Annotated in this window: 12 protein-coding genes; 8 read left to right on the top strand and 4 right to left on the bottom strand. The window is 50.9% G+C overall.

Annotation, left to right across the window (positions count from 1 at the left end; genetic code table 11):
• Positions 1 to 665: 665 nt before the first annotated feature.
• Entirely contained in the window at positions 666 to 836 is a 171-nt protein-coding gene (locus tag ACYVAD_RS13550) for a hypothetical protein (RefSeq protein ID WP_461140035.1), read from the bottom strand.
• A 281-nt stretch (positions 837 to 1,117) separates the two neighbouring features.
• On the opposite strand from ACYVAD_RS13550, the gene ACYVAD_RS13545 reads away from it, so the two are divergent.
• From ACYVAD_RS13545 to ACYVAD_RS13525, 5 genes are all read left to right on the top strand, one after another.
• On the top strand, positions 1,118 to 2,110 hold the full coding sequence (locus ACYVAD_RS13545; protein ID WP_461140034.1) for a hypothetical protein: 993 nt from the start codon (positions 1,118 to 1,120) through the stop codon (positions 2,108 to 2,110).
• Positions 2,111 to 2,148: 38 nt separating this feature from the next.
• A complete protein-coding gene (locus tag ACYVAD_RS13540) occupies positions 2,149 to 2,736 on the top strand; it encodes an RNA polymerase sigma factor (RefSeq protein ID WP_461140033.1) in 588 nt (195 codons plus the stop codon).
• Positions 2,705 to 4,165: a hypothetical protein gene (locus ACYVAD_RS13535; RefSeq protein ID WP_461140032.1), complete on the top strand. Its 1,461-nt coding sequence runs from the start codon at positions 2,705 to 2,707 to the stop codon at positions 4,163 to 4,165. Before ACYVAD_RS13540 ends, ACYVAD_RS13535 begins: the two co-directional genes overlap by 32 nt.
• Before the next feature lie 223 nt (positions 4,166 to 4,388).
• On the top strand, positions 4,389 to 5,237 hold the full coding sequence (locus tag ACYVAD_RS13530; RefSeq protein WP_461140031.1) for a hypothetical protein: 849 nt from the start codon (positions 4,389 to 4,391) through the stop codon (positions 5,235 to 5,237).
• A gap of 1,201 nt (positions 5,238 to 6,438) precedes the next feature.
• Positions 6,439 to 9,975, top strand: a complete 3,537-nt coding sequence (locus ACYVAD_RS13525) for a PA14 domain-containing protein (protein ID WP_461140030.1) — start codon at positions 6,439 to 6,441, stop codon at positions 9,973 to 9,975.
• 58 nt (positions 9,976 to 10,033) lie between these two features.
• Here the strand turns inward: ACYVAD_RS13525 and ACYVAD_RS13520 are convergent, their stop codons facing one another.
• From ACYVAD_RS13520 to ACYVAD_RS13510, 3 genes are all read right to left on the bottom strand, one after another.
• Positions 10,034 to 13,207, bottom strand: a complete 3,174-nt coding sequence (locus tag ACYVAD_RS13520; RefSeq protein ID WP_461140029.1) for a right-handed parallel beta-helix repeat-containing protein — start codon at positions 13,205 to 13,207, stop codon at positions 10,034 to 10,036.
• Between the two features lie 2 nt (positions 13,208 to 13,209).
• The gene (locus ACYVAD_RS13515) at positions 13,210 to 13,677 is read right to left on the bottom strand and encodes a response regulator (RefSeq protein WP_461140028.1); all 468 of its coding nucleotides are present in this window, start codon (positions 13,675 to 13,677) and stop codon (positions 13,210 to 13,212) included.
• Between the two features lie 270 nt (positions 13,678 to 13,947).
• Complete coding sequence (locus ACYVAD_RS13510) at positions 13,948 to 14,847, bottom strand: hypothetical protein (RefSeq protein ID WP_461140027.1); 900 nt, start codon at positions 14,845 to 14,847, stop codon at positions 13,948 to 13,950.
• 236 nt (positions 14,848 to 15,083) lie between these two features.
• Between ACYVAD_RS13510 and ACYVAD_RS13505 the strand changes: the two genes are divergently transcribed.
• The 3 genes from ACYVAD_RS13505 (at position 15,084) to ACYVAD_RS13495 (ending at position 18,373) form a co-directional block, all read left to right on the top strand.
• Positions 15,084 to 15,428, top strand: coding sequence for a LytTR family DNA-binding domain-containing protein (locus ACYVAD_RS13505; RefSeq protein ID WP_461140026.1), 345 nt, complete (start codon positions 15,084 to 15,086; stop codon positions 15,426 to 15,428).
• A gap of 516 nt (positions 15,429 to 15,944) precedes the next feature.
• Positions 15,945 to 16,841, top strand: a complete 897-nt coding sequence (locus ACYVAD_RS13500; protein WP_461140025.1) for a glycosyltransferase — start codon at positions 15,945 to 15,947, stop codon at positions 16,839 to 16,841.
• A 74-nt stretch (positions 16,842 to 16,915) separates the two neighbouring features.
• The gene (locus ACYVAD_RS13495) at positions 16,916 to 18,373 is read left to right on the top strand and encodes a right-handed parallel beta-helix repeat-containing protein (RefSeq protein WP_461140024.1); all 1,458 of its coding nucleotides are present in this window, start codon (positions 16,916 to 16,918) and stop codon (positions 18,371 to 18,373) included.
• The last annotated feature ends 630 nt before the right edge of the window (positions 18,374 to 19,003 follow it).

The raw sequence follows: 19,003 nt of genomic DNA, 5'->3' as shown, positions 1-19,003 counted from the left end.
TGCTGTATGTCTTGGTCGACACAAATATGCTCTGACTCTCAGCCTTTATGGATTTCAAAACACGCTCTTAGAATTGGATATTGAAGAGCCAACGTACGTGAAACATGATCATCAAAACCTCTTCTACCATAATGGTCATCCCTTGGGGCAGTAACTGGCCTCTGGGATATAAAGGTCAATACCGCTGCGAGCGCCATGGTAACTAGGTGACTGTTGTGTGTGGGATCAACCGTTGGATGTGTGACGGGTGCTACAATCCCAACATAAGCATCACCAAGATGTACTCTTACAGTAGGACCAATTCGGAATAGAGGAGTTTCTATAAGGGAATCAATCTCAAAGCTTAACATTATATAATTAGTAGCTCTGGGTAACTCGAAAATGTCTCCTATGTCTAAATTTTGAGGACGAAAAGCCTCTATAGCTTCTGCAAATAGAGTATGATCGGCCGACACAGCTCGGCCTGGGTTGAATCTTCTCTCCATGTTTCTTCTTTTGATCAATTATTGAACTACAAGATAAGAAAAGGTAGACTATTTATTTGACCTACTTCTCTGACCGGGTGAAGAACTATAATCAGGTTTATGGCTCGTCGCTAATTATAGGTCAAAGAAGTGGTCCCACAAATGCTCACGAACATAGATTGGAGATTTCGGAGGTACAGATCACTCGATTCCGTAGCAGTTGGACCGCGCCACGGCGGCCAGTGAGATCTGCTGCCAGACACTAAGCCAATTGTCTGTCAGAAAGGGAATTAAGATGATCATCATGGCGCGGCCAATTTCGTCCATAATGACATCTTCAGCCGATAATAGGCTATCCTTTCCTTCTTTCAAATGTTTATTAAGCTGACAGTGAAATGCGTCAGACTAGTCATATTGATTGACGGATGGTTATCGGACCGTACCTGATCCGACTAGTGCCTCGCTGGCCCCGTGGATACAACCGGAGCTGTAGCGTATTGTAGGCTACCAATAAATTTGGGAGGCCAGTAAGCGAAAAAAAGTAGAATTAATGCAACAGTTTGTATAATGTTTGGTGTCTGTGGCACCAGGAAGCCAAGTGTGGCTTTCGGCTGCATTTACCAAGCTGGGCACTTCTATTCGAATACGTTTACATGGATAAATTTATACGACTCCTCTGGGTTAACATGCTACTGGGTTGGGGTAGCAGCTGTAGCCACTTTACCGATAATCAACCTACCCCCGACCAGGGTCCTTCGACTATCAGCGTTCAGGCGCTGCTCCGGCAGTATCCGCAGTCCCAGGATGTGCTGTTCACTACCCTGGTGGACAACCAGTTATGGAAAGCAACCTTCAATCAGCAACGGCAGCACTATCAGGCCCTGGTTAATGCTGATCGACTGTTGACCGCTGATCAACTCGTGGAGGGCACGCTGGCCGACTCGCTGACCCGGTTACTAGCACCAACGGTCATGGCCGGCGGGACATTCAGCAATCCCTATGTTAGGCGATACACAGACTGGTTCACCAATAAGATCAGTAATGACCCGCCGGAAAATGTGTATGCCGACTATACCTGGCAGCAGCAACGCTATACAGTCGTTTGGACGCTGGCCCGACCCACTATTAGACAGCATTTTTACAACCTGGAGTTACGTCCTTATCAACTGGCTACTTATCAGTCGACAAGGCTAACTGATTTGCCTGCAGTGATCCAGCAACGATTGTCGGACCAGGGGCTCGTGTTCTCCAACGCAATTGTTCAACTGGACGCTTATGGGAATCGTCAGTATCAACTGGCGGTCCAGCAGCCTTCGGCTCCGTCCGACGAACAGTATTGGCAGCTAACCTACAATGACGAGGGACAACTACTGGTGGCGACCAACCAGGCGTCTGCTAACACCCTGTTTTATCAGCAACTAGATCAGCTGCCAACAGCGATTCAGGATTACCTCCGCCGGCCCGAACTAGCTGGCTTTGACCTGAGCCGGGGAGGTGGCTTTTACGGCTACACATGTCGCTATACCTATGGAACGCTAACAACCTACCGGGTCTGCCTGGTTAACGGGCTACAGGCCTGGCAGCTATTTTTTTCGGATACAGGTCAACTCATCAGCCGCTCGTTTCTGGTAGTAGGCAACTTCTGAGACAACCTCACTCGTTCATCCCTGACTCGTCTTCGTGCATGGCACTATTTGGCCGCTCCTCTTACCGGACACTCACCGAACTGGTGCGGGGCTGTCAGCAACAGCACCCGCGGGCGCAGCGGATCTTTTTTGAACGCTACCAGACCCGCATGCTGGGGGTCTGCGTACGTTACGCCCGCACGGTCGCCGAGGCCGAAGATATTTTTCAGGAAGCGTTCATCAAGGTGTTTGCCCATATTAATGAGTTGAAGAAAGCCGAATCGGCCGACAGTTGGGTAAAAGCCGTGGTGGTTCGAACAGCGGTCAACTACTATAACCGGGTTACCCAGCCCCAGAAACAAGTCACCAGCTATGATACCATGATTCATCAACCCGCTAGTGATGATCATTTGACCCTGCTGGCTGGTTATGATCAGGAAGCGATCCTCGGCCTGCTGGCCCGTTTGCCCGACGACTACCGGTTGGTGGTTAATCTGTACGTCATCGAAGGCTATACGCACGCCGAAATTGCGGCTTTACTGACAATTCCCGAAGCAACGGCTCGCTCCCGCTTCAGCCGGGCCCGGCACTTATTGCTTACTTTTATTGACCGACATGGCATCCAACGACATGAATTCCTGGGATGAAAACCCCGATGAATTGCTGCGTCGACGCTGGCAGCAAACGTTTGCTGACTTTGAGGTTCATCCTCAGGCCTCGGCGAAACAGCGCGTGCTCTACTCGCTTGAACGTACCCGCCGGCGCCGGCGGGTACGCTGGGTGGCGACGGCGGGCATATTACTCCTGCTGATCGCGGGCGTGGTCTACCAAATAGGCTGGAATGAGCCTACCCAACCAACTTACGTTCACAACCCGGCGGCTCGATCGGCTAACATCTCCCAGCCGCGCTTAGCGGACCGACCCCATTCGCGAATGGCCCCTGGTACGTCAGCAGCGGTACAAAACTCCTCGGCTAGTGCCCCAGCGCCGGACAGGCTAATCACCCGGCAGGCTCGCCCAGCGGATACCAATATCCGGCCATCAACGCTCACCCCGGAACGGCTTTCAAGCCAGCCCCATTCACCCGGCCCCGACTCACCCACGGCCCAATACCGATCCCACGCCCACCCGACGGAGGAAGCAGGCCCAAATTCTGCTCGTTCATCCCGTCGTCAGCCGGATTCATTCGTTGGTACAAACTTTTCCTACCCCTCGTCAAGCCCCGTCGATCCGAAGACCGATGGCGCTGCATCGAGCCCGGTGGGACGGTCGATCAGCAAAGACGAAAAGTCAATTGCCCTCCCTTCGGAACAGACGGAGTCGTCATCACCAGATAACCGTTTATTCAGTATCTGGAGCAAACTCAGCCCACGGGAGCTCGGTTATTTACCCACTTCGTTGAGCTTGGTATCATACCCGTTACCGGTGGTGAGTAGCCTACCCGTTCCGCTCCCCCCCCCTCAAACGGGGGGCGGTCGCAGGTCCTGGCGGCCCCAATGGTTTGTCGAAGCGATGCCGCTGAGTAGCTTTCAGTGGATGAGCGCCCCGCGGGCATCTGCCGCCCATCTCTCCCAGGTCAGCGCCCCGGCGGCCTTCTCCCCCACCACCTGGGGGTACCAGCTGAACGGTGGCATCCGTTTCCGACGTTGGCAGGCTTACCTGGCCACGGGTCAACTCCGGCGCTGGGCGTATTACACCGTTCGTGAGAACCAGTACCGAGTTGTCCCCACTGCGAGTAATCCCAATCAGCTGGTCAGACAGACGTACGCAGTGGCCGAAAATGTAGCGCTCCCGCTGGTTGGCATTGGTGTCAGCCAGTATCAGTCCTTCAGCCGGGATCGTTACGTAGCGGATGTAGGTGGTCAGATTTCCTACTTGCCCACGAGTGACCAGCCCCTGGCCGGTCTGCGGGCCGGCCTAGGTCGGCAAATAAGGCTACGGCACCAACTGGCGGCCCAGGTGGGCATAACTGTTGAATACGGCCTGAATCGTCTCCTCGACGAGCAGCAGCAACTCGTCATTCGTCCGCTGGTGGTGGGTTTTAGTATTCGAATTCAACCTCCGCTGGTCAGGTAGTTCCTTTGATTGATCGGTTCCGACGGGTAGTGCAGGCGCGTAACTAGCTAGCTGACTCCCGGCGAAACGGGCGACAATAAAAACAATCGTATTCATGCAACAGATTGGCTCACAATGGTGTCTACGGGCTAAGCCACGACTTGCCTGTCTCAACACCCGTTCATGGTCAGTCGGTGGGTGAGTGATTTACCAATTTCCGTTCAACGTTTAACCGCTTTTACGTATGTTTTCTTTCCGATCAATTAGTCCGCTACTCCTGTTGGCCCTCTTTGGCTGCCAGACTGAATCGCTCTCCCCCTTATCCCAGGAGGAATCCGCTGTGGTTCCACAGGCCAAGACCCTTACAAGCCCGGCAACGAACCTGCGGTTGACGCAGATGGTCGTCACGGGCGATAATGGTGGCCTGGGACCGTTTTGGGTAACCACCCGCTTTACCTACAAAAAGGATCGGCTGCTGCAGCGGGCCATTTATTCACCCAACTCGCCCAATCCCTCTCAGTTAACCCTTGATTACAACTACGACCAGCAGGATCGAGTCAGCTCTTACCTGGTGCAGTATGAGAAGCCCTATGACGACGGGAATACGGGTGAGCGTCATTCGTTTACTTACAAGGAGAACGGCTTCGAATACAAATCCGTGCGGATCAAAGCCGATGGTCAGCCCCTTGCCAGTCAGTCGAACAACCTGCTTGATATCTACCTGACTAACCAGGCCGGACAGGTTACGGAGTGGATCCAGGAAGGCATCATCCGCTATGGCCGCCCCACGCGAGCGCGGTACGTCTATACCTACGAGAATGGCAACATCGTCAAGGCTTCGTATCTGAACGGCGATGATAAAGAGGAATTTTCCATCAGCTACCAGTACGACGACAAAGTGAATCCCTTTTACGGCTGGATGTACGCTATCGATCCCGTGCTGCGCTACAGCCGTAACAACATCGTGCAATCCCAGGTCAGTCAGGCTCCTGTCCGAAAAAACGAGTACACCTACAACGAACAGGGCTTCCCCTTAACCAAAAAAGAGGATAGCAAAGGAGCGTTAATGACCTACACGTACGAGTCATTTTAATAAGTACATTCATTCGACCAATGAAACCGGTTCTCACTCTTAGCCCGGTTTCGTTGGTCAGTCATAGGACGTGTTGCAAAACAGCTGCCTCTTGCATACTAGGTTTTTTTCTTTTTAGCAATTCTGTGGTGATAGTAGCTTAACAGCGTTGATCGGCGAAGAAAAACTGATTTATAAATAAGCCTATTGTTGTGTCGTAAACCGCAACTGACCGCCCCGACGAACCAATAACATGAGTCCGTGATTCATCGGACTCCCTTAATCTTAGCCTGCTCCAACAGACTCACCAAATCTCGAAACGTTTGGTGAGTCCGGCCTCTCCGACCCGAAAACAAAGGCAGTGATCTCGCTAATCACAGCATCCTCCACCCACTATATCGGTCGCTATCACAGCCATTGGGATTGGGTTGTTTTTTATTACCCACGTACGACCACCCCGGCAGCCGCCCAGCATATCTCGTCGCCTTTAAGTTTCATTTTTAGGTCTCCACCAACGTATACGGGACTAACGATTTCACCATTTCTTAATTGGGTGCTGACTGTGTTTCGGTTAACACCTAAGATGCGGGCACTTCGGTCATCGCAAAAGCCTTTAACTGTACCCGTCATTTAATGGGAATGGTATGATACTTGTACCTCCACAGAAAATAGCTGCGTCACGCTGGAGAGAGAAGAATCATAGTTCTAACCTTCATCCTTCGTAAGCACAGTAGCCATTGATTGTCTTGATTAAGTTGGCGCGAGATCAACAAGCGACACTTTCTCAAGATTCAGGGCAGCTTAAGCACTGGAAAAAGTCATCTTTTCCTGGAGTTAAGAAGCTGGCTTAAAAACTAAAAATGGACGTTGAACGCTTGGGCAAAATGCGCTATTGATGTACGATCAAACCAAGTCATCGAAGCCATTAAGCTACTTATATGGCTCAAATCGTATACAAAACCATTTCATAAAAGACACACGTGCACACTTTTTATTTCGTTAAATAAAAGATTCAATAATTTTCTTTCGATTATCTTGCTTTTCATAAAACTTGTACTTAAGAATGAGTATCTATTGTCAATCAAAAAAACATGTCAATTCTTTATTCTATTTATCCTGTAGACTCCTCTTTTTCCTACTATGTACGCCGTCCTGTTACACGTTAGGACAAACCATTTATTACGTAGCGACGAACGGTAACGATGTCAACGATGGTCGATCCGTGGGATCTCCAATTCAGTCTATTGCCAAAGTCAATAGCTTATCGCTACAACCTGGCGATCAAATCTTGTTCCAGCGGGGCAACACGTTCCGGGGTAGCGTACAGCTGAATCGACCTGGAATTACAGTCGATGCCTATGGCAACGGCAACAAACCCATTCTGGCGGGCTCGGTCGTGGTTACGAACTGGACGAACCTTGGCAATAACGTTTGGCAGGCGTCCTGTCCTACCTGTAGCGATCAGCTAATGGGCTTGTACCGCGACAATACTCCGCTTCCTCTGGGCCGGTACCCCAATCTCGACGCAGCTAACAAAGGCTATCTGACGGTTCAATCGCACTCAGGTAGATCCCAACTTACCAGTCAGCAGTCGCTGCCGACAAACTGGACGGGTGGGGAAGCCGTTTTCCGGCCGGTACAGTGGATACTCAACCGGGCGAAAATAACGGGGCAGAGCGGCAACACCCTGAACCTGGATGGCTCCGGCACGTACGATGTCACCAACAACTGGGGCTATTTTATCCAGAACCACCCGGCAACCCTCGATCAACGGGGCGAGTGGTATTACGATCCGTCTAGTAAAACGATTCGATTGTTTGATAACCAGTCAAACCCGAATGAGCAGTTGATTGCGGCTACAGCATACGCTCAGGGGATCGCTATCAATAATGCACCCAACACAACCATTCGCAACCTACAGATCACCCAGTCGGCATCAACTGGTCTGCTGGTCACCAATAGCTCGAACCTGGTTATCAGCGGGAATGACATTACCCAGTCGGGCGAGGACGCGCTTGTCATTCAGGGCAACGGCAGTCAAGTGTTGATAGAGAATAATCTGATTGACAACGCCAATAACAATGGCGTGACAATCGGTGGATACCAGAACGTTACGTTCCGCAGAAATATCGTCCGTAATATTGGTCTTTTTCCAGGCCGGGGCAAGAGTGGCGACGGCAATTATGTTGGCTTTCAGTCGGCCACAACGGCGAATACGATGATTGAGAACAATGTGATCAGCAATATTGGCTACAACGCGCTCAACTTCTCCAGTAACACTACCGTTCAGCGCAACCAGATCAGCAATTTTTGCCTGACAAAAAGCGATGGTAGCGGGCTTTATATCTGGAATGGCAACCAGCAGGGCATGGGAAACATTCGGCTGGTGGCGAATTTTGTCATCAACGGCATCGGTGCGTCCGAGGGTTCACCCAGTGGTTCGTCCTCCGCAGCCAACGGTATTTACCTGGATGATTGCACGACAAATATTGAGGTGTCCAACAACACGGTCTATAACAACGCAGGCCTGGGTATCTACCTGCACGGCTCGTCTAATATCCGGCTGACGGACAACACGTCGTTCAATAATAGCGAGGGGCAACTAGCCATCATGAGCGCCAATAACTGTCAGCCCCGCAACAACAGTATTCAGAACAATGTATTCGTCACAAAGCAGGCAAACCAGTTTACCGTTAAGTACGAATCGAATCAAAATGACTTAGGCAGCTATGGCGACTTCAGCGGAAACGTATATGCCAGACCGTTTGAAGATAGCCGTACCGTCTGGGCTGTCATAAACAGAACGTCGGCTTCTCATTTTTCGCTGAGCCAGTGGAAAAGTCAGTACGGAAAGGACGCTAATTCCACGGGCAGCCCGGTTGCGTATTCATCGGGCAATCCAGACGACTACATCAAGTTTGCGGCTAATCCGACGGGGAACGCAGTTCAGGTAGCACTGGATGGGACATACCGGGATGCTCGGAATACGGTGTACACAGGTCAAGTGACAGTACCCGCTTATTCATCAGTGGTTCTGTTAAAAGATGTTGGTCAACCATCAGCTACCCTGCGCGACCCGGAAAATCCAGCGAACGTCGTAGCCGGTCTGGACTATGGCTATTATGAAGGCAACTGGACTAACCTACCCAATTTCTCCAGCCTTTCTGCGACTAAAACCGGTACCAGTAACGCTCCTACGCTGGAGGTGCGTAACCGCGACGACTACTTCGCTCTACGCTATACGGGCTACATCAGCGTGCCAACCGATGGTGTTTATACGTTTTACACTTCTTCCGACGATGGTAGTAAGCTGCTGATCGGGTCAACCGAAGTGGTCAATAATGATGGTGGTCATGCTGAGCAGGAACGCTCTGGCACCATCGGTTTGAAAGCGGGGGTACATGCGATTTCCGTTCTGTACTTCGAAAACAGCGGGGGGCAAACCCTGACTGTGAGTTATAGTGGCCCTACTGTTGGCAGGCAGGTTATCCCCGATGCGTCTTACCGCCGGGTGGCCACGGTTGCTACGCCAACTCCACCTTCACCAACGCCTTCGCCTTCACTGCGCAATCCCGAAAATCCCGCCAATGCGGTGGCAGGTCTGAATTACAGCTACTATGAAGGTAGCTGGGGCGCTTTGCCCGACTTTTCCGGGCTGTCTTCCGTTAAGACAGGTACGACGAATCTACCTAGCCTGGGGATACGTAATCGGGACGACAATTTCGGGATTGCGTACACGGGTTATATTACCGTACCAACGGACGGCATCTACACCTTCTATACTTCTTCGGATGACGGCAGCAAACTGCTGATCGGGTCAACTGAAGTAGTCAACAACGACGGGAGTCACCCAGAGCAGGAACGTTCAGGTAGCATAGGACTGAAAGCGGGCGTTCACGCCATGACCATTCTATACTTTCAGGGTGGTGGCGGCCGAACGCTCAGCGTAAGCTACAGTGGCGCTGACATTCCCAAGCAGACCATTCCGGAGTCAGTTTACCGACGGGTAGTAACTGACGGTACTAGTATGGGCACGGGTACGGGGCTACGGGGGGAGTATTTCAACAACAGGGATCTGAGTTCACCTGCTTTGGTAAGTCGTACCGATGCGACTGTAAGTTTTGACTGGGGAGAAGGCTCACCAGTCCCCGGCACAATTAACGTCGATAATTTTTCGGTTCGCTGGTCGGGTCAGGTGGAAGCACCCGTAACGGGCAACTATACATTCACTACCGTTTCCGATGATGGGGTTCGGCTCTGGGTCAACGGTAATCAGGTTATCAGCAACTGGACCGGCCATGCCTCAACCAGGGACAACAGTCCATCGATTACCCTGACGGCGGGTAAGAAATATGACATTAAACTGGAATATTACGAAGGACCGGGCGGTGCCGTCGCCCAATTGCAGTGGACATATCCAGGGCAGGGGCAGCAGGTCATTCCACAAAACCGGTTGTACCCGGCCAATGGTAGCGGTCGGTTAGCCGCTGCGGAGGTCAGTGAATTTCAGACCGTACAAGTGTATCCGGTTCCCGCCCGCGATGAGTTCTGGGTGCGATACTACGCTCAAACGGCGGGTGAAGTGAGCTTACAGCTAGTCAACCCGGCGGGGGTTCCTGTGCTTCAGCAGGTACATGCTACCGTTCTTGGTGAAAACCTGATCCGCGTACCAGTGAGTGAGTTGAGCCGGGGCATCTACATCGTTACGTTGGTGCAGGGTCAAAACCGGATTACCCGGAAGGTGTTGCTGACGGAATAGAGGTCCGTACGACTGAATTGATTAAGCAGGCAGGATTTCAGGCGTAGTTCCTCGCGAATTACTCTGAAAAACCTGCCTGCTTGATTAGTTTCAACGTGCGCCGTTCACCCGTTGCGTACCGGATATAAAGCAAGTACCGCGCATCAGGTAATGACTGACCAAACTGAACCGTCTGCCCCTGCGGAACCGTGTTCATTTGAAAGCGCTCACGGCCCAGCATATCAAACGCTTTCACTTCTATGACATCACTGTCTGCCCGGAAGGTAAATACTCTGGATGCCGGGTTGGGATACACTACGGACATCTGTCCTGCCGAACCAGCCGGCGGCTCGACTGTGGCCTGGGCTCCGGTCCCCGATTCGTCGGCTAAAAGCGCCCTGGCGGTAAACAGGATAACCGCCTGATCGTCCTCGCCATCTCCCAGGCCCGAATCAGGGATACTGTCAGGGTCGCCGTAGGTAGCTGCTGTGATCTGAGCCCGTACGGTATACTGCCCTATCTTTTCAGCCTTAAACCGAAAAACAATGGTTGTATCGGCAAGGAGCTGGTATACGGTCCCCGTTAGGACACTGTCACTAAACATGTTGAGCCCACTAACCAGCGAAAGACCATCTGGTAAGTGGCATTGCCACTCGACCAGACTGGGGAGCCGGCCGGGCTCGGTGGATCGGTTACGAATCGTCAGGGAAACCGACGTAACGGCTCCCAGTACGATACCTGTCTGAGCTGCCCGCCAGGAAAGTTCCAGATCAGCCGGTGGGAGCGTATCGCGCAGAATCACAGCGGCTCCGTACGGTTTAAGCAAAATCTGACGGCCGTAATACCGATTGTGTACATCGCGGTAGGCCTCACTCAACGTAACCGTACTGTCACGGATCGTAGGATTATACACGAGTCGAATGTAGTCGTCCGGATTAACAGGTTCAATGGTAGCTTCCCGCAGTTGAATATCGCTGAGCCAGACGGGTTGTTGGTCCTCACTAACCTGAAACGCCAATAACGCATCGAGCTCATCGTCGGTCACGGTGAGCGCAAATTCAATGCGTTTCTGATCCGGTTCAGCTATAAACTCATACCGGCGGGTCAGATCCCGGTAGGGCGCCTGCCGTTGCCGCATAAACACAGCGACTTTTTTAGGGGCGGGCGCGGCTACCGCAAAGCTCACCAAATAGCTTTTCGCTTTCTTGACCGGCCGAATCCCTTTATACGTCAACAGATAAGCATCAGCCTTTCCGGTGATAGTAGAAAAGCCGATCGTCAGGCGACCCGGTGTCGACGTATTATCACCGGCCCAGCTTACTTGTCCATTATTATACAGACTCCAGTTTTCCCAGCCTCCGGATTTTGTTGTTGATGCCGCATCGAGATAGTTGGTATTAAGCAAGCTTTTCACCCGGTAGTCCCTGAAGGTTAGCGGGCTTTTTTTGGACGTAAAATCGTGTTTAAACTGCGTTTGCCATTGTAGCAGGCTAATGTCGCTGCCAACGGTACGGTTGTACACCGCCCGGATGGAGAATTCATCGTGAAACGGCCGGGCGTAATAATTTTCGCTTAGCTGCCCAAAGCGAGCCAGGTCATCGGTTCCTGATTCAAAGCAGGCGACCAACTGCGTGGCGGTTTTGGCCACCAGTACATTCTGACTGATTACGTTGCCTCTCGGGATACAGGATACTCCGTAGTTATACAGACTAAGCTGCCCCGCACTGTTGTTGAGACAGGTGTTGCGCATAAGGCTTACGTTACTGACGGCGTGGAGGTAAATCCCAAAGCCCTCGCAATCAGAAACTGTATTGTCAGTTACTTCTGTGCCTTCGACGCAATCATCCAGAAAGATGCCGTGGGCCCCGCCGGGAATGGTAGACACTAAAGCGCCGGGAGTACCTATTCCATACCGGATGATATTCGCCTGGATATGCACATCGTTCATCGGCAGTCGCTTGCCGTTCCAAAGGTAAATTCCGCCCCCATCGCATTTAGTCATGCAGAAATTACTGATCATGTTCTGCCGAATGGTGGTGCTGTTCTGCACCGAAATTGCCGAATAGCCCACGCTGTCGATGACGTTGTTTTCAATCAGCAAACGTTGTACGTCAGCCGACTGAAAACCAGTGTACTGACCGTCGCCCCGTCTGCCCCGCCCCGGCAGGATTGCTGTCTGACGAATGGTATTCGCCCTGAAAATTACGTCCTGATAACCGGCGATGTTGACGCCGTTGTTATTGGTGCGCGCAATCGTATTCCGGTCGATCAGGATGTCACTCCCCTTACCCTCGATCAGTAACGCATCTTCGCCAGCATCTACAATGGCGTTGTTAGTTAACGTGAGGTTCGATACGTTCAGAGCGTGCAGATTAACGGTCCGGGCCTGGGCAATGCACAGGTCCTGCACGGTGACGTAAGCCGCATCCGCGATCCGGACGGCTTCGTCAACAGCCGTAGCGGTATACGATTGATCATTTGGATTTTCCTGATCGCTGTACAACTGCAGCACCTGCTTTACCGGATCGTAATACCACTCGCCGGGCAGGTCCAGCGTAGCCGGGTGATTTTGAATAAAGAAGCCCCAGCTATCCGTCAGAGAATACGTTGACGGATTATTAAGCATGATCGTATTAGCATACTGACTCGTAATCAGTGCCCGGTCGATGATCCAATATTGCGTGCGCACCACCAACTCCCCGCCCGTCCAGTTGGTTGTCAGGTCTTGTTTGCTGGTTATCTGATTGTTGCCGACGTGCGACAGAATCGTTAGCTGTCCACGATCCGGTGCTTCGGAATTTGGATACCGTCCCAGGGGTTGCGCACGATTGTTCTTGTACAGTCCGGGCACGTAGTCTCCACAATCCGGACAGGCTGCCTGCCATCGGTTTGTGCCGGTTTTAACCCAGTTACGAACTGGTACGGAGCCTGACAATACTGGTTTGGGACCGCTGCCGTAAGCCCCGTGCCGAACTGGTTTCTCGGCCGTACCGGACCGGTTGATCAGCAGACGTCCCCGAAAGGTATCTCCTCGGCGAAACAGCACAGCGTCACCGGGACGGACTAGCAACGTATTGACTTTTGCCAGACTCTGTAGCGGGCTGGCTTCCGACAGCCCATCATTGGTATCACTTCCTGTGCTGGCTACGTAATAGATCGTCTGCCCCTGGCAAACAATCTCAAAGGCCAATAACATAACCAGTAGGCCATACCCAACGACGTAGTTTTTGCCAGCACCCAAAGCGACTAACATGGCTATTCTTTACGTAAGGGTAAGGTAACAACATCCCACCAGTAGCGCCGAAACGTAGTGATGCAGTTCTGCCATTCGTGGTAAGTGTGCGGCTTCAGGATGTACGACGCCACACCGTACGAATACACTTTATCGATATCATCCTGCGTGGGCGAGGAGCTGAATATGATGACCGGCGGTTTGCGGTAAAACTGAGCCGACTGCATAAATTCCAGCAACGCCAACCCATCTTCCCGGCGGGGCAGGTACAAATCGGACAGTACCATCCGGGGCAACTTATCAAGGTCCTGGGCGTGGGTTGTCATGTACGTTCTCGCCTGCAACTCACAATTAACCCAGATGGGTTGTGTCTCCGGAAAACATTGCGCAAAGACCGCCCGGATGATAAGCCACTGATCTGCATTGTCTTCGACAATCAGAATTGGTATCTGACGGGCTTTCCGGCGTCGGGGCGTTGATTGTTTAAGCATTTACAGTATACGTTGAGCTGTAATTAATAGGTCGTGGTTTAGCTTGTTCACTGCCTGTTCTTAAGGCGTGTGTACGCTGGTAAACAGGATGATTGATGAGCGCAGGAACAGCCACCGACCAACGATTTTACCGATTAAGTCGGCGGAGCCAAAGGCCAATTGATTACTTATCAACCAGCCGGATTACGGGCCAATTAGAGCCAGCACCTCGGGAAGTGGTAGCTACTGGATCAATAGATAGTGCTTACTTACCGGTACTTGATGAATAGGTCAAGGCAATGTCTTACGCACACGATGGTTAAGCTCTCGTTCCAAATCACTTTCTTCGAAGGAGCTATTCTGACCTTTCCGAGCAGTTTCCTGAGCGACCGGATTGGGTAGCGTAGTCAAATCCGCCGGTCGACGCGCATCGGCAACGAGTGGGATAATCTGCGTCGCCTTTCTTTTTTTGTTGTCGCTGGCTTTCGGAGCTCGTTGATCCCCAGACGGCTTCAAACGCTTTTTGGCCACCTGCGATTTATTCCGTCGATCAGCGCCGTTCGATTCCGACTGCGTAGTCAGTTGCGACTGCGCAACCGAATAGATCGCGCCAGGGCGGGCAACTTGTTCAGTTGGAGTACCAATAGTGGCCTTGGGAGATTGCGAACCAGCGCCCCAGGGTAAAGTCGCGTAAATCAGGTAAGCCAGACCAGCGGCTACCAACAGCAGCAAACCAGCCATTAGTTTTTTCGCCCTCCACTGATTCGCATGATTGGATCGGGCCCGGATTGTTGCCGCCCGTAACGGACGCCTGGACAGCAGCAATGCCGAACTCTGGCCGGTTAAAGCAATTGTCAGCGACTCGTCAGCGGTGCGAATCGTTAACTGCCCTTCGTGCTTCCCCCGCTTGTTTGCCACGTATCGAATGTGTACGTACGAGTACAAGGAAGCTGGTGTAACCACCAGATTAGCGACGAATCTCGGATGACTATCGACAGCCAACGTAAAATACTCTGGTGCACTAACAGAAAGACTGATTGGTGTATCTGCACGAGTGTGTGCAATGGTTATAACCTGAAAAGCGGGCTTGCCTGCCGATGTATAGGCAAATACCACCGCTGGATGACTAATCGTCAGGGAGGGCGTCTGGTCCGGACTAAAGGTAGTTTGGATAGATTGACGATCAGACATTGGCGTACAAGTGTTTTTTTTAATTACGATTGGGCAAAAACTGGTTACTACTATTATCCTCGGTTACTTATAAGCTTGTAACAGACAACCTTCTATCACTCTTAAACAAGATCATATGCTACATGGACGAAATAGTAAGTATGCGGCTATGCACTTGCCTGAACCCGTAGGCATCGCTCGATAAAACCGGAATGCATCGAGCATCGTATATATATTCTTTATTACATATAATCTATATGGCTAGTATTCAATTAACGGGATATCCAACCCCAGTGCCTGTCGATTCGATCTTATGGTTAGAAGGAGAAGCGAACTACACGCGCGTGCACTTTGTGAATAGTCCTGCAGTTATTGTGACTCAGCCTTTGCAGTGGTTTGAGCAGTTTCCAGAACTCGTCCGGGTACACCGCTCTGCCATTGTCAACCCCGCCTACATCCGGGAATTCGTACAGAAGCGCGGTCGGTCGGGGCTGATTCGGTTAGTCGATGATCGGGAAATACCCATTGCCCGTACTCGTCTTGACCTGATCGCTGCCCGGTTAATGCCGGTGCTGTTACCCAGAAATTACCCAACTGATTAGTGCAGTACCCGTTTAAATCGAACCGCCAGGAATCAACTTTTACCAGCCCGCATACAATCATCTGGTGTAACAAAGGTACACACTTGCTCTACAGAGAAACTAGTTAATTTCTAATCAGGAAGTAAGCGGAAATATTATAATAAATACTAGAATTGTTTTAATTTTTGTTACTAATAATAGAATTGTATATCTTATATAGTTGTATACAATCTATTAAGAATCGTTAAAATCTATTTAGCAGAAATAACAGAGCTGGTGGTGCGCCCGCTCTAGTTTGGCCTCCGGCGAAACTCTATCTAATTTTATTGGGTAGAAGTCGTGAAAATCAGGCTATAGAGTCCCTAATTACTCTCGCCAGGGCCCTGCATTCAGGTACGAATCTGTTGCAAAATTTCGGTCAAGAACAACGACTCTTTTTGTAAGAAAGCTCGCCCTTCTTTCTCTCTTTCGGACCTGTCATAACCTCGTTGACTTGCTTCCGCCAGTACTCAGCGTATCTAAAAAAACTCATCAAGAATGAATGCACCTGTTTTATTATTTGCTTACAAACGGCCGGTCGAACTTATGGCTACGGTCCGCGCTCTGCAGGCAAATCATCTGGCCCCAGAAAGTGATCTGTACATTTTTGTCGACGCCCCAAAAAGGCCGCAGGACCAACATAAAGTTGATCAGGTGCATCAGATTTTGAATGAGGTTTCTGGCTTCAGACATATTTACCGCGATTATGCCACCACGAATATTGGCTGTGCCGATTCCATCATTCGGGGCATCTCTCAGGTGATGGCCAGCCACCCGTCAGCCATTATTGTCGAAGATGACCTTGTCACGGCGCCTAATTTCCTGGATTTCATGAACCAGTGCCTGCGTCATTACGCGTCGAATCCACGTATCTATTCGATTGCGGGGTATACGCTGCCCTTCGCCCAACCGGTCAATTACCCGACGCATACGTACATGATTCCACGCCACAGCCCCTGGGGCTGGGCTACCTGGGCTGACCGCTGGCAGTCGATCGATTGGACCCTGGCCGACTACGCGGATTTCGAAAAGGACAAATGGGAGCAAAAAGAATTCATGCGGGGCGGCTCCGACCTACTGGGCATGTTGCGCGCTCAAATGGAAGGACGGTCCGACGCCTGGGATATTCGGTTTTGTTACAACCGCTTCAAGGCGGATGGCCTGACGGTCTACCCTACCGTGTCGAAAGTGGAAAATATTGGCTTCGGTCATGATGCCACTCATACCGACATCTTCAATCGGTATAAAACCAGGTTGGATGAAGGCAGTCAGCGTACATTCGATCTAGACAGCGCTGCGCGCCCAACGCCTTATTATCACCAGCATACTCTACAACATTACAGCGTTCCGGTTCGCATCTACAACCGGTTGAAAACCCTGACGGGGATGCGCTGACGCGTCAATCAATCCGGTACTCGATTAACTCACGACGCTCCAGTCGTAGAGGTAGTTTATTTTTTCTCAACGTTATGAAGCAATCAATTGTATTCAGATTTATTATCTGCGCCCTGCTACTGATAGGGGTTGCCTACTGTAAACCATCGGATCCCGAACCGGATCATATTGTGCAACGGGAAGATACGCTGACTATCAGCCAGGTACGAACACTAAGCACGACGCCCATTCCCAGTCGAATTTACGTAACCGACGCCGGTAGCGCGGGATTGTTCACCTTGAACGAAGCTGACCTGAGCAGCGAGGACAATATGGGCATTACGCTGGTAACGGCCAGAGGCCACCGGTACAAACGAAGTTTTTCCGGTCCGGCCAGTGTAGCCTGGTTCGGGATCAAACCGTCTGACGCCGACATTGGGCCCATGCTCGAAAAGGCCATTCTGGCTACTGATGATCTATCCATTCCCGACGGAACGTACACACAGCTAACCCCCGTTCATTTAAAGAGTAATCTCAGCCTTCGGGGCAATCCGGGCAGCGTGTTCATTACGTTGCCCAAATCTTATATTTCCTTGGTCAATCCGGAAAACCCTTCGGTTGACCTCAACAACATTCTGATCGACGGTCTGTCCTGGAACGTAACCTCGCAGGAGTCGGGCAACTACGGCGCCATCTACATAGACGGGCCGAACGTACGCGATCTGACGGTTCAGAACTGCACAAGCACGGATGCCGTCGCGAAAGACAGCACCAACTGGATGACCCTGAAAATTCAGAAGGGCAAAACGGCGACCAACATCGTGGTACGTAATAATACCGTCCAGGCTAAACGCATGGGCTGCGAGATTTTCAACCACGACAATTACGGGATTTACGCCGGCAAGAATATCAACGTCAGCGGCAATACCTTTCACGACTGTCACTTTGGACTTTCGCTATCGGGTCCGCTGGACCAGCTCACAATCGACAACAACTACGTAAAAAACTGTAGTTTGTTCGGGATAGAAATTGCCGGGGCGGCTCATAACGTAACCATTACCAACAATAAATTTGAGGGCGTATTCGACAAATTTCTCGAAGGTTCGAACGATGGAAACGGCAATGGCACAATCGTCGGGGGTATGATCGTGACGGGCAACGAAACCGTTGGCTTATGTCAGGGTGGTATTCAGATTTATAACGGCGGAGCGATGCAATTCAGTAAGAACAAATTTAGGATGACCGGCATGCTGGAGCTCACGCACTCAACGGTGGGTGGCCTGTTCACCAATAACTACATAGAGAGTTCTTTCAACAAAGCCATTATATGCGACAACGTATCGAACAATACGTTTAGCAACAATACCATTTCAAACAAACCCAGCTCGATCAACCAGGCGACTTTTATGTCCTACGGCACCAAGGCGACGAACAACGTACTGACGAACAACGTAATCATTCAGGGAACCGGGGGAAAACCCTACGATGGCATACAAGGCGGCAGTTACCGAGCGTCCACGAATTACGACGAAGCGGGTAATTTGATTCCTTAGAACGAGTGTATGGAGTAGCGTGAGATTCATTCAGAAGTCAATAACTGAAACGGCCGGTGGGGTTTTCCTTGCCGGCTATTTTGTTTGTCAACTCCCGGCTACATAGCTACTACTTTGTGGCGTAACGCGGCTGTATTTTCCAGACGGAGCAGTTCATATGCCTAACAAAATAGGTCCAACAGGTTGTAAATGTCTAAGTCGGCGCTACTTCGAATAGTTTTATTTAACCTCGCTTATTTACCATATACATATAACCCTTTACCAATACTAGTTAACAAATAACTCATTTACCTATCTAAATCACCAGTAATAAGCAAGTTAAGCGATAATAACTTAATCCATAGGTATCTTTTCCCAATACGCTATTCTGAAACGAAGGCTGTAAATTTATAGTAGTTAAGGTCGAGAAGACGGCAATTCTCACGGGCCTTTGTTACTAATCTGATTCCGAGAATTCTTCGCAAAAAACGGTCCGCAAATTCGGACGATCTGATAAGCATCGATAAGCTGATCAAACTGCGTTACGTTGCCCCGAAGAGCACGGGTAAAAGACGCAGATGAAGGGTTTCCTACGCTCAGTCCAACTGGAATATTAACGTTCAAGTGTACCAATCCCCGAAATTGATCGGG

The sequence above is a fragment of the Spirosoma pomorum genome (assembly GCF_054776615.1).
Note: the sequence above shows the minus strand (reverse complement) of the source record. Positions and strands in the feature narration are given on the sequence as shown.